The organism is Paenibacillus sp. FSL H8-0317 (assembly GCF_045040685.1).
Classification (GTDB): domain Bacteria; phylum Bacillota; class Bacilli; order Paenibacillales; family Paenibacillaceae; genus Paenibacillus.
In genome coordinates this window covers 6,262,697-6,276,604 of sequence record NZ_CP150294.1, presented here as the reverse complement: position 1 = coordinate 6,276,604, position 13,908 = coordinate 6,262,697, and the positions used below count along the sequence as shown (strand labels likewise).

General features: G+C 48.9%; 6 protein-coding genes. All 6 read left to right on the top strand.

All coding sequences use genetic code 11. The annotated features are described in order from the left end of the window. Window positions 1-4: 4 nt before the first annotated feature. The 6 genes from MHB43_RS28175 to fabD all read left to right on the top strand — a co-directional run bounded on the left by MHB43_RS28175 (window position 5) and on the right by fabD (window position 13,881). Window positions 5-9,112: an SDR family NAD(P)-dependent oxidoreductase gene (locus MHB43_RS28175; protein WP_405130858.1), complete on the top strand. Its 9,108-nt coding sequence runs from the start codon at window positions 5-7 to the stop codon at window positions 9,110-9,112. Window positions 9,113-9,159: 47 nt separating this feature from the next. Next, window positions 9,160-10,005: a 3-hydroxyacyl-CoA dehydrogenase family protein gene (locus MHB43_RS28170; RefSeq protein WP_405130857.1), complete on the top strand. Its 846-nt coding sequence runs from the start codon at window positions 9,160-9,162 to the stop codon at window positions 10,003-10,005. Window positions 10,006-10,088: 83 nt separating this feature from the next. Beyond that, window positions 10,089-10,331: an acyl carrier protein gene (locus tag MHB43_RS28165; RefSeq protein WP_076212934.1), complete on the top strand. Its 243-nt coding sequence runs from the start codon at window positions 10,089-10,091 to the stop codon at window positions 10,329-10,331. A gap of 80 nt (window positions 10,332-10,411) precedes the next feature. After that, window positions 10,412-11,569, top strand: coding sequence for an acyl-CoA dehydrogenase family protein (locus tag MHB43_RS28160; protein WP_405132481.1), 1,158 nt, complete (start codon window positions 10,412-10,414; stop codon window positions 11,567-11,569). Next, a complete protein-coding gene (locus MHB43_RS28155; RefSeq protein ID WP_405130856.1) occupies window positions 11,566-12,591 on the top strand; it encodes an HAD-IIIC family phosphatase in 1,026 nt (341 codons plus the stop codon). The genes MHB43_RS28160 and MHB43_RS28155 overlap by 4 nt, the downstream gene beginning before the upstream one ends. Before the next feature lie 30 nt (window positions 12,592-12,621). Further along, window positions 12,622-13,881, top strand: a complete 1,260-nt coding sequence (gene fabD / locus MHB43_RS28150; RefSeq protein ID WP_405130855.1) for an ACP S-malonyltransferase — start codon at window positions 12,622-12,624, stop codon at window positions 13,879-13,881. Window positions 13,882-13,908: the final 27 nt, after the last annotated feature.

The window sequence follows — 13,908 nt, the reverse complement described above, 5'->3', positions numbered from 1 at the left end:
CCCGATGAACCAAACAAGCCAGATGCTGAGAATCATTATTGAGAATGCAGCTGCGGGCAAGATTGATAAGCAAGTTGCCGCCCAACTGCTCAAAGGATTGAAATCGGAGGGGAAGCGAAGCGACTCTGAGGGAATCGCCATTGTTGGCATATCGGCCATGCTTCCGTCTGCGGATAATATCGGCGAGTTTTGGGACAACATCCGTGATCGCTGTGATTCCATTGCCAATTTTCCAGACTCTCGTCGTCAAAATATTGATGCGTACCTCCGATATGCGGGCTATGGAGAGGACATCAAATATAGTGATGGTTCCTATCTGAAAGACATCGATCAATTTGATTACAAATTATTTCGGATACCCCCACGGGACGCGGCACTAATGGATCCTTTTCAGAGGCTGTTCCTGCGAACGGCCTGGAGTGCTCTTGAGGATGCGGGATATGGTGGGAAAAGCCTGGCTGGCAGCCGGACAGGTGTGTACCTGGGATTTGCCAGCAATATTAAGGACAGCTACTTGCGAATGATCCAGGATATTGATATCCAGTTAACTTCGGATGCGGCTGTGGGCAATATTTCTGCCATGATGCCTGCACGAATCTCGTATCTTCTGGATCTGAAAGGCCCTTCGATGGTGGTGGACACCGCCTGTTCATCCTCATTGGTGGCCGTGCATCTTGCCTGCCAGTCCATTCGGAATGGTGACTGTGATATGGCACTTGCTGGTGGATTGCGTGTGAACCTGATGCCTCTGGATACGGAATATTACCGCGGGGGACTTGAAGCATCGGATGGACGGACCAGAGCCTTTGATCATTCATCGGATGGGGCTGGAATCAGTGAAGGGGTTGCTACCGTATTACTGAAACCGTTGAGTAAAGCGCTCAAGGACAAGGACCAGATCTATGCAGTCATCAAAGGCAGCGCCATTAATCAGGACGGAGCTTCCATTGGAATCACTGCTCCCAATCCGGAGGCCCAGGCTGATGTGATATCTAGAGCATGGGATCAGGCGGGAATTCACCCCGAGACCTTGTCCTACATTGAGACCCATGGAACGGGTACTAAACTGGGAGATCCGCTGGAACTTGAAGGCTTGGAGCTTGCTTTTCAGAAGTACACGGATAAGAAGCAGTTTTGTCCGATTGGTACTGTGAAATCGAATATGGGTCATCCCTATGAAGCGGCAGGTCTGGTCAGTCTGATCAAGGCGGCACTGGTTATCAAAAACCGTGAAATCCCGCCGTCACTTCATTTTGACAGGCCCAATGGACAGATCGATTTCAAGACATCGCCCGTGTATGTCAACACCAGGCTCCGCAAATGGGAAGGAAAAGAGTCTCCGATGCGCTGTGCGGTCAGTAGTTTTGGTTTTAGCGGAACGAACTGCCATCTGGTGCTGGAAGAAGCACCGGTTGCCACTGTTGCTGACGCTTCTTATGCGAAAATAGGTCTGGTCGTGTTGTCCGCCAAGTCTGAGCCAGCTCTGCGGGACCTTGTCACAACATATAGCCGTTTAATACAGGAAAAACCGCCCGCATGCTATCTGCAGGATCTGTGTTATACCGCGAGTGTTGGCAGAGGACACTATAACTTCAGATTGGCTATAGTGGCAGCGAATCTTGCGGATCTGGGACTGAAGCTGCAAGTGCTATCCTTGGCGGAAACGTGGAATGAACCTGAGTCATGGTTCAGTTATGGGGAGCACAAGATTGTACCTGCCAGCAAATCACAGCTGGAACCTGGTGACATGACAGCAGCGTCACGGAAGAAGCTCGATCGACGGGTACAGGAGATTACACAAGGCATTAACCTTTCCGAGTGGAATGATGAGGCAAGCGTATCCGAACTTGGTTCGTTATACGCCCAAGGGGCCGATGTGGATTGGGTGGAACTGTACAAAGGTACGGAGGTGCGTAGGGTCAGTCTACCTGTGTACCCTTTCGAATCTCATCGCTGCTGGATTGATCTCCCTGACGAATTGGTATCCAGTCGTATCGACAGAGGCGCGGCAGTGTCTGAACAAGACACAGAAGAATTTCATTATACGATGCAATGGAGAACTGCTGAGTGGAAACGTACAGGTAGCGGGATCTCCGTTTTACCGGGAACGGTATTGTTGATGGAAGGCAGGTCCGGTGCAGCTGATTCTGTAGCCCATGTGCTTGCACGTACTGGAGTGAAGGTGATTCGGGCAGCCCTGGGCTCTGTTTATGCAGACTTGAGTGATAATCGATATACACTTGGTGATCAGGAGTCAGATTATGACCTTCTCTTTGCAAGCCTTCGGGGCAAGTCGGTGGATCACATCATTCATGTTAGCTGTTCTCTGGATACCGGGCAGTCGGGTATTCAAAGTCTGAATGAATTGCAGAACAGTCAGCGCCGAGGTGTGTACAGTGTGTATTATTTGGTACGTGCTCTGATGAGAAGTGACTTTGCCGAGATTGCTGGTATGACACTGATTGCAATGAATGCTCACCATATTACGGGAGATGAATACGCTCAGCGGCCAGAACATGCGCCATTCCTGAGCTTAAGCAAGGTGCTGAACCGTGAGCATCCGTCCATTTCTTTCCGTTCCTTTGACATAGATGCTGATACCCCTGCAGATGTCTGGATCGAGGAAGCACTGGGGACAGAAGATCAGGGGGACTATCTGATCGCGTATCGTGGTGGACAACGTTACGTTGAAGAATTTACGCGTGTGCAGGTTGCAGGGGATACCCCAATATCTGTACGCCCTCAGGGCGTGTACCTGATTACAGGTGGTGGCGGTGGTATTGGTCTGGAAACAGCGCGTTTCCTGGCTTCCAAAGCTCCCGTGCGTCTGGCTCTGATCAATCGCACCCCGATACCGGAGCGTGTACATTGGGATAACCTGATGAATCAGCCCGGTCAAGCCAAGCTTTGCCGTTTCATTACAGCTGTTACGGAGCTGGAGGCCGCAGGTTCGGAAGTCTCCTGGTACAGTGCGGATGTGGCTGACCAGGAAGCGATGGATCGGGTAATTCGGGATATGCGTACACGTTATGGTGCTATTCATGGAATCATTCATGGTGCGGGTGTCGGTGGAGATCAACTTCTGGTAGATCGAAGTGAAGAACGATTCAGCGAAGTGCTGGCATCCAAAATATATGGTACCTGGAATCTGGACGAACTGACTCACAGTGACGATCTGGATTTCTTTGTGATGTATTCTTCTGTAGCGACGATGTTCAGTGGCGTAACGCAAGCAGACTACGTGGCGGCTAATGCCTACCTGGATGCCTTCGCCGATGAACGTTCCTTGAGAGGAAAACGAACACTCACCGTGAACTGGACAACATGGAAAGAGACGGGCATGTCGGTGGATGCTGGTTTCACCGCAGATACCATCTTCAAAACAGTCCTTACAGCACAGGCGATAAGAGGTTTGGAACAAGCCATGAACTCCTCCATTCGCAGGGTGCTGATCGGGCAACTGAACTTCAGTGGCGGCGGCGTTCGTTTGCTGGATAAAATGCAGGTTCGATTGTCCACAGAACTCAGTGGCAAAGTGGCTGAATATCTGCAAAGTGCTGCTTCCAAAACGAGGTCGACCAAGAAGGCTGGAAGTACTTCAAGCGGTGAAGTGAAATTATCAGGCAAGATCGAGGGAGGATATACGGCTACTGAACGGCATGTCGCCAGCGTATGCAAAGAAGTTCTGGGATTTGACGAGATCGATATCTATGAGAACTTTTTCGAGCTTGGTGCTGATTCCATTCTGCTGTTGAAAATTCACGCGGGACTTTCCAAAAGATACCCTGGCGTTCTTGCCGTAACGGACTTGTTTGAATTTTCGACGATTCACAAGCTGGCTGAATATATATTCAAGGAACATGGTGAATCGGAAGAAGATACGGTTACTGTACTGGGCGACATGGATGCTTCTGCAACCAGTGAAGAACAGACATCACCGGAAAATGCGAAGCAAGCAAAGACGTGTCCTCAAGATCAGCAGCATACAGGGCAGACGGCTTCCGGGCCATTGTCCGGGGATTTAGCCATTGTAGGGATGGCTCTGAATGTGGCTTCCACAACCGATGTATTCGAATTCTGGGAGCATATTCAAGGCAAGGTGGATCATATCCGTCCTCTCCCGGAACGACGACAACAAGATCTGGACTGGTATTTGCAAAATACAAGGCTGGACCTCCCGGAACTGGATTCCAAAGCGGGAGCTTTTATAGAAGACATTGACTTATTCGATTATTCATTCTTTAAATTATCACCGAAAGAAGCGAGTCTGACAGATCCCAATCAGCGTCTCTTCCTGGAGACCGTGTGGAGGGCCATTGAGGACGCGGGTTACGGCGGCGGGAAACTGGCCGGTTCGGATACCGGGGTCTATTTGGGTTATTCAACAAACACGGTTGATATGTATTCACGATTTATATATGAGACGGATTTGGGCGCTCTGCCGGATGCCGTGGTGGGTAACACACCATCCATCATTCCTGCTCGCATATCGTATTTACTGAACTTGAAAGGGCCAAGCATGTTGGTGGATACGGCCTGTTCTTCATCCCTTACAGCGGTGCATATTGCTTCGCGTGCCCTGTTAAGCGGAGAGTGCAGCATGGCCGCAGTGGGTGGAATCAAAATCTCAACCATGCCGATCACCAAAAAGAACGAAAACATGCTCCAGGGTCTGGAGTCTGGTGACGGAAAGACCAGAGCATTTGATGATGACTCTGATGGTGCCGGGCTTGGTGAAGGCATCGGAGTAGTCATGCTAAAAAGACTGGAGGACGCGCTTAGGGATGGGGATCAGGTGTACGCTGTTCTCAAAGGCACTGCCATGAATCAGGATGGCAGTTCAGCCGGCATTACGGCTCCCAATCCAGCGGCTCAACAGGAAGTCATTACGAAGGCCTGGAAACAGGCAGGTATTCATCCCGAAACGATCACGTACATGGAAACGCATGGCACAGGAACCGCACTGGGTGACCCAATTGAAATTAAAGGCATCCAAAATGCGTTCCGACAATTCACGGATCGACGTCAATTCTGTGCGGTCGGTTCCATTAAAACCAATCTGGGTCATACCTCTGAGGCAGCAGGTATGATCAGCCTGATCAAGGCGGCACTTGCTGTCAGGCATGGTGTGATTCCGCCGAATCTTCATTTTAACCGTCCAAACCGAAATATTGATTTTCATGCTTCGCCTGTATATGTGAATACACGATTACGACCGTGGAAGGTGAAGGACGGACCTCGTCGCTGCGGTGTCAGCGCATTTGGCATCAGTGGAACGAATTGTCATGTCATCCTGGAAGAACCACCAGTGATTAAACCTGTATCTGCACCAGCACGTCCTCATTTGCTGGTATTGTCTGCTCGATCCGAAGAGGCACTTCAGCGGCTGGTTGCTGAATATGTTCGTCTGCTGGACCGAAACGAGCGATATGAACTCGTAGATATGTGCAGTACAGCAAGCACAGGACGGGGGCATTACCCGTTCCGGTTATCACTTATGGTACGGGATACGGAAGGTTTGCTGAATACGCTGAGACAGCTGGAGAACAGATCATTCCAATCCATTGCACTGCCGGGAGTTGAGTTCGGTGAACATCGTACTGTTCCCAAGAGTAAGAAGGATAGGGCAGCTGGTGAAATGACCGAATCGGAAAAATTGGGTCTGAGCCAATTAATGCGTTCGGCCATTCAGAGCTTTGTACAGGATGGACGCGAGTCGGAGTATTTGTTAAAGCAGATTGCCCATCTGTATGTACAGGGAGCAGATGCGGACTGGGAAGAACTGTACGCAGGTGAACATGCTCGCAAAGTCAGCTTGCCCGCGTATCCGCTGGAACGGAAGCGCTGCTGGATCCATATTCCCGAACGTCCACAGCTGCGTGAGGTCTCTATAGAAGAGGCCGCGGCTCCACTGCATTATGCGGCTATGTGGAAAGAAATGAATCGAATATCAATGGATCAGCATGGAGGCAATACAGAGCCAGTTGTGATATTGATGGATAGAAGTGGTATTGCCTCATCCGTAGCCGGGAAACTGGAAGCGGAAGGGCGGCTCGTGATCAAGGTTTACCGCGGAGAGTCCTATACCAATCAAGCCAACGCCGAATTTACCATTCGATCATGTGAAGAAGATTATGAACGGTTCATTCGAGCGGTAGAGCCTTATAAAATCTCGCAGCTCCTTCATTTCTTTGCACTGGATCAGCATGCGGATGAAGGTACTGTGGGCGAATTGGAGGAGTCGCTTGATCGCGGCGTGTATAGTCTGTTTTATCTGTCCAAAGCGATGTCCAAGATTCATTTCAAACGACCAGTCGATCTGGTACTGGTGACATCTTGTACACAAAGCGTTACAGGCAGTGAGCCGTACATTCGTCCAGAGCATGCACCCATGGTTGGGCTTGGCAAGACTATCTGCCATGAGATGAATCAATTCCGCTGTCGAAGCATTGATATCGATGACGAGACACCACTAGATCAATGGTTGCAGGAAATTCGTGATCCTGACACGTTATATCTTGCCGCTTATCGTAAGGGGCGTCGATATGTCCAGGAGCTGGGTGAAATCCCAATTTCCTTGCTGCCCGACCAACCGATACACATGCGTGAAGGTGGTGTGTACCTCATCACTGGAGGGACAGGCGGGATTGGACTGGAGACGGCGAGTGCATTATCTTTAGCGCCGGAGAAAATCAAACTTGTGTTGATGAATCGTTCACCGTTTCCAGAACGGGCAACATGGGAAGATGTGCTGTCCTCAGGTGAGGAAATCAAGTTAACTGCTCAGATTGGGCGGATCAAAGAGATGGAAGCTCGGGGCGCAGAAGTACATCTATACAGCGTAGATATTGCTGATCCTCTTCAGCTCGCATCGGTGCTAAGCAAGATCAGACAGCAGCACGGACCCGTGTCTGGTATCATTCACGGTGCTGGTGTGGCTGGAGAAGGTTTCCTGATGAACAAAGAACGTGAAGCCTTTGAACGTGTCATGCGGCCTAAAGTGCTGGGGACATGGAGTTTGGATCAACTGACACGTGCGGACCATCCGGACTTCTTTGTCATGTTCTCAACGGCTACAACGTTCTTTAGTGAACCTGGACAAGGAGACTATACTGCTGCCAATGCCTATATGGATTCGTTTGCGGCACATCGCAGGCAGGCAGGTCTGTCCACCCTTGCCGTGAACTGGACCGCGTGGAAAGAAACCGGCATGGCCCGGGATTTTCATGCCAATTCAGATGGGGGATTCAAGGCGATTACGACGGCCAGAGGTATACAGGGACTGCAAGAAGCCATGGGCAAGGATGTAACCCAGGTTCTGATCGGGGAACTTAACCGGGAGGGAATCTATCGGCATGTCTCTGATGACATGCCGCTCATGCTGTTCTCTTCTGACATTAGCGAAGCTATTGAAACCGGAAGCAAGGGGAATGCCAGTCGTGCACAGGAAGAATCGGGCGACATGAAGTTGTTGGGCAGGACAGACGAAGATTATTCCATCATTGAGAGCGCCTTAGGTCGATTATGGAGTAAGTCACTTGGGGTCAATGAACTCAGTATTTATGATGATTTCTATGAGCTGGGTGGAGACTCCATCTTGGGTCTCAAGATCGCCAATGGTCTCACCAAAGAGTTGTCGATCCTGGTGAATACAGCAGAGATCCTGATGTATCCAACCATTGCGGAATCGGCTGCTTATCTGGAAGAGTCTTATGGTGTCTCCATCAGCGGAGATTCCGAGGGAACACTGCCTGTGCTGACTCGTGTGGAGCCCCAACCGTATTACCCGGTTTCTTCTGCGCAGAAGAGATTCGTAGTTCTGGACCGGCTTGAGGGTCAAAATACCAATGCAAACATCCCAAGAGCCTCCATCATGGAGGGAGATTTTGAGCACGGGGCATTTGAACAGATCATTCGCAAGCTGATTCAACGTCATGAATCTTTCCGGACTTCCTTTGAATTTCTGGACGGAATTCCATATCAGAAGGTGTGGGACCAGGTCGACTTCAACGTCGGTTACTCGGAGTCCACTCGGGAACAACTCACCGAGAAGCTCCTTGGTTTCGTGAAACCTTTTGAGCTGGATCAGGCGCCTTTGTTCCGCTTTGAGGTGGTTAAGCTTGATGATCGTGTACACGCCGTATTTTTTGACATGCACCACATTATTACGGATGGCATGTCGATGGACATCATTATGCAGGAGATCATAGATCTGTATGAAGGGCGTGAGCTGAAACCACTCACCATCCAGTACAAAGATTATGCGGTGTGGCATAATGCCTTGCTCTCTTCCGGTGCTCTGCTCAAACAGGAAGAGTATTGGCTGAATCTGTATGAGGATTCTATCCCGCAGCTCAAATTGCCTACCGATTATCCTCGTCCTTTGGCTAATGAATTCGAAGGAGATCAGGTTGTATTTATCGGCAATGAAACATTGACTATGGATCTGGATCGCATGGCTGCCAAGACAGGAACAACCTTGTTCATGTTGCTGCTTGCAGCGTACAACGTGTTGCTTTCTAAATATGCAGATCAGGATGATATCGTTGTAGGCTCTCCCATTGCGGGCAGATCTCACGCTGATCTGGAGGATGTTGTTGGTGTGTTTATTAACATCATCACGATTCGTACCAAACCAAAATTCGGGAAAACATTCCTGGAACTGCTGGCTGAAGTTAGGGAAGCTGCCTTGAAATCTTACGAGAATCAACAGTTTCAGTTCGAGGATCTGGTGCGGAAGCTTAACCTGAACAGAGACAGACACCGCAATCCTTTATTTGATGCGATGTTTGCACTTCAGAATGTAGGTACAGTGGACGTTACAGTCGGCAAATTCACCACAACTCCGTATGAGTTTGGAGCTGCGGAAAGCCGTTATGACGTGTATCTCGAAATCATCGAGAAACATGACAAGCTGCGATTTAATCTGGAGTATCGGACCAAGCTCTTCAAACGGGAAACGGCGGAGAAGATGCTTCACGATTATGTAGCGCTGCTGCAACAGTTATTGCTTCATCCGGAACAGAAGCTTGGTGAGATTGAACTGGAAAGCAGCAAGCATATGCTGGTTTCTTACGATTCAGCCGCAGAAGATCTTGATTTTAATTTCTGATCAGGGAGAGCACGGCTTCTCCCCCACAAACAGGAGGAACAGGGACGATGAAGAAGATCGGGGTAATTGGAGCAGGGGTGATGGGCCGCGGTGTAGCCCAGAGTTTTGCACAGACAGGTCATGAAGTTGTCTTGGTGGACATCAAGGATGAAGTGCTGGAGATCGCCGGAGAAGAGATCTATAACAATATCCGAATGCTGAAGTTATTCAAGAAAGTAGAGGGACTGGAAGACCCGGAGATTATTATGGAGCGCATCCATATGACGACGGAACTGGAGATGCTTCGTGAAGCGGATATCATCGTTGAAAATGTGAATGAACAGTGGGACATCAAAAAGGAAGTGTACGGCCGGATCGACTCGATCTGTCATGAGGCATGCATATTTCTGGTGAACACTTCATGTATCTCGATTACCAAAATTGCGGCATTAACCAAACGGCCTGATCGGGTCATTGGTACCCATTTTATGAATCCGGTTCCCTTGAAATCAGCCGTTGAAGTGATTAAGGGGATGCATACCTCGGAACGTACCATTGAAGAAGTAACTGAACTATTGTCATCGATCGGTAAAGAGACGATTCTGGTTAACGACTATCCCGGATTTGTCTCAAACCGCATTTCCCATCTGTTTATGAATGAAGCTGCTTTTGTTCTTCAGGATCAGGTGGCTACAGCACGTGAGGTGGATGATATTTTTGTTAAATGTTACGGCCATACGATGGGACCTTTGGAGACTGCGGATTTAATTGGCTTGGATACCGTTGTGGATTCTCTTGATGTGCTGTATGAGAGCTACCAGGACCCAAAATTCCGTTGTTGTCCTTTACTGAGAAAGATGGTGCACGCCGGACAGATCGGAAGAAAATCAGGGGAAGGTTTCTATAGTTACTAATCAACGACATGAATAATTCATGGCATAAACAAGCTTTATTGCGTATTCAAAACCATTTTAATGAGGGAAAGGGAGTTATACACATGGAAGAAGTTAAAGGTAGAGTTCGCAAGTTTTTGGGTCGTTTTTTCAAAAAGCATGAGCTTCAGGACGACGAGGACATCTTTGCCCTTGGTTTTGTGAATTCGTTGTTTGCGATGCAGCTGGTTATGTTTCTGGAGAAGGAATTCTCCATTCGTGTCGACAATAAAGATCTGGATTTGCAGAACTTCAAGTCCATTAATGCCATCGTTGAGCTTATTGAGAGCAAGACGGTCAGTTCCTAAAAGCCGCCGATTCTCTCCCCAGTACAGTGTGAAAAATGTGCATTCATCCGGTCCCATTATAGGAGGTTAACGTGTTGAAAATGGAATTGAGCGAACAGCAGTTACACTGCAAGCAGGATGCTGCATCATTTACCAATCAATATATCGTCCCGTACGCAGGCTTGCACGATAGAGAAGAACGGCTTCATCCAGAGGTGATCGACTCGCTGAAATCCTCAGGTTATCTGGGTTCTATGATTCCTCGGGAATATGGAGGTATGGGGCTTGATCCGATATCGGTTGGGGTGCTGAACGAGGAGATCGGAAGAGGATGTTCATCCGTACGAAGTCTGCTTACGGTTCACGGTATGGTTGCCATAGCCATTCAGAAGTTTGGTTCTGAAGAGATGCGTTCCTATTGGTTGCCACGTCTGGCCTCGGGTGAAGTCATTGGAGCCTTTGGTTTGAGCGAACCCGGAGTCGGTAGTGATGCCAAAAGCATCGAGACCGTAGCCGAATTCAATGGCGAAGGATATGTGTTGAACGGGAAGAAAAAGTGGATCACGATGGGTCAGCTTGCTGACCTATTTCTCATCTTTGCCCAGGTGAATGATAAACCAACCGCGTTACTGGTGGAACGGAACAACCCAGGATTGAAGATACAGCCGATCAATGGGATGTTGGGGGTTAAAGGCTCGATGCTGGCGGAACTGCATCTGGAGCATGTTTACGTTGAATCCGATCGTATGGTGGGGAGTTCAGGTATAGGTGTCTCTATGGTGGCCTTGCATTGCTTGGATTATGGTCGCTATACCGTAGCTTGGGGCTGTGTTGGACTGGGACAAGCCTGTCTGGATGCTTCGCTGAGTTATGCAGGCAGCCGCCATCAGTTCGGAGTCCTCCTGCAGGAAAATCAGTTAATTCAGAAAATGCTGACGGAGATCATAGTGGATGTGAAAGCGGCGCGGCTTTTATGTTATCAATCCGGATATCTGAAAGAAGTGATGGACCCGGATTCCATTATGGAAACCTGGACGGCGAAATACTATGCGGCAGATATGGTCAACAAGGTAGCGCACCGTGCGGTACAGATTCATGGAGCCAAGGGCTGTAGTGCGGAGTATCCGGTGGAGCGATTTTACCGGGATGCTCGTGTGAATGAGATTATCGAGGGCACCACACAAATGCATGAAATGGTTATTGCTTCATATGCTGCGAGTACCTATGAATCCGTACAAGAGGAGGCTGTTCTGTCATGAAAAAAATAAAATGTGTAATCTGGGACTTGGACCATACGATTTGGAACGGAATTTTGCTGGAGGATGAACAGGTCACGCTGAAAGAAAATATTGTGGAAGTTATCTGTACTCTGGATGAACGAGGAATTCTGCAATCGATTGCCAGCCGTAACGATCATGAACTGGCGATGGCCAAGTTGGAAGAATTTGGTCTGCGCGAATATTTTATCTATCCACAAGTCAATTGGAATGCCAAATCCCGATCGGTGAAAACCATCGTGGAATCCATCAATATCGGAATGGACACGATTGCTTTTATCGATGATCAGCCTTTCGAACGTGAGGAAGTATTATTCACTCACCCCGATGTCCTCTGTATCGATGCGATGGCCTATCTTGAATTAACAGATATGGATGAGATGAAGCCACGTTTCATTACCGAGGATTCTGCCTTACGCAGAAAGATGTATATGAATGATATTGCCCGCAATGAGAAGGAGGAGGAGTTCGGAGGTACTCAGGATGAATTCCTGGCCTCCCTTGGCATGATCTTCACGATCTCTGAAGTGAAGGAAGGGGATCTACAGCGTGCAGAAGAACTGACGGTCAGAACACATCAACTGAACGCCACAGGTTATACCTACTCTTACGAGGAACTCGATCAATTCAGGTATTCTCCACGCCACAAACTGCTGATTGCAGGACTGGAAGACAAGTACGGTACGTATGGCAAAATCGGCCTGGCGTTGCTCGAATTAAATGACGAAGTGTGGACACTGAAACTGCTGCTGGTGTCCTGCCGTGTCATGTCCAGAGGAGCAGGTACATTGCTGCTGCATCATGTGATGCGTATGGCTAAAGAAGCGAATGTCCGTTTGCAGGCCGAGTTTGTATCAACAGATCGCAATCGTACGATGATGATCACTTACAAATTTGCCGGATTCCGTGAGATTGAGCAGAACGGAGATTTTTATTTGTTTGAGAGTGATCTAAGCATGATCCAGGATCAGCCTGCATATGTGTCCATGGAAGTTATCGCGTAAACCCAATCTAAGAGGCGAGGTGTTTAATCAATGGAAAAAATAGCATTTCTGTTTCCAGGGCAAGGTTCTCAATATGTAGGGATGATGAAAAACTTCTATGATCAGTACGAGATTGCAAGACAAACGTATGAAGAAGCCAACCATATTCTGGGCTTTGATTTGGCCAAATTGAGTTTTGAAGGCAGCCTTTTTGATCTGAACAAACCTTCCAATATGCAGCCGGCATTGTTGACAGCGAGTGTGGTTGCCTATCGTGTCTACATGGAGGAGATCGGGATCAACCCGCAATTCTGCGCAGGCCACAGCCTGGGTGAGTATGCAGCTCTAGCGTGCTCCGGTGCTATGACATTTGGTGATGCTGTGCGGATCACCAAGCGACGCGGGGAATTGACGGAACTTATCGCAGATGAAGCAGATGGAGCCATGACCATCATTGATGGTTCCGATGAGGAGATGATCCGCAGAGCCTGCGAGCAAGTGTCAACCGATACGGCTTGGTCTGCGATTTCCTGTTACAATGCTTCGAGTCAGTATGCCATATCCGGTCATCAGGATTCGATTGAACAAGTGGAATCCATCCTGCTAGACCAGGATGCCCAGACAACCCCGTTGATGATGAGTGCGCCGTTCCATAGCCGCTTGATGGAGTCGGCTGGTGAACAGCTTGGGGTGGAACTTGCCAATTATCGTTTCCATCCATTCAAGTGGCCTGTCGTATCCAATGTTACCGCCACGCCATACACCGAAGCCGGGCGAATTACGGGACTTCTCCAAAGGCAGCTGTCCCAGCCGGTCAAGTGGGCACAGACGATGCAATATCTCAAGAAGCATGGAGTTACGCTGACGATTGAACTTGGACCCAAAAATGTCCTGAGCGGACTGGTAGAAATGGATAAGCTCGGTATGAAGTCTTTTGCCTACGGACAGAAAGAGGATCGTAAAGCACTGAAAGAGTTACTGGATCAGGCTGTTGTATCCAGACCGAGACCAACGGTAGTAACGAAATGTATGGCTGCGGCTGTAGCTACACCTAATCGGAATTGGGATCAGGAGGAATATCAAAAAGGAGTCGTTGAGCCATATAAACAGATTCAACAGCTTCAAGAGGAGCTTGAGGCGGCGGATCAGGCCCCGACTACGGAGCAGATGAAACAGTCGCTGGAATGGCTCGGAACGATATTCGAAACCAAACAAGTAGAGCAGGAAGAACGGGATGACTGGTTCCACCAGATCCTGGACGAGACGGGGCAGTATTATTTGTGGAGTGACCTGAAAGTTACTACGGCATAAACAAGCACGTGTACAACAATCAACCGG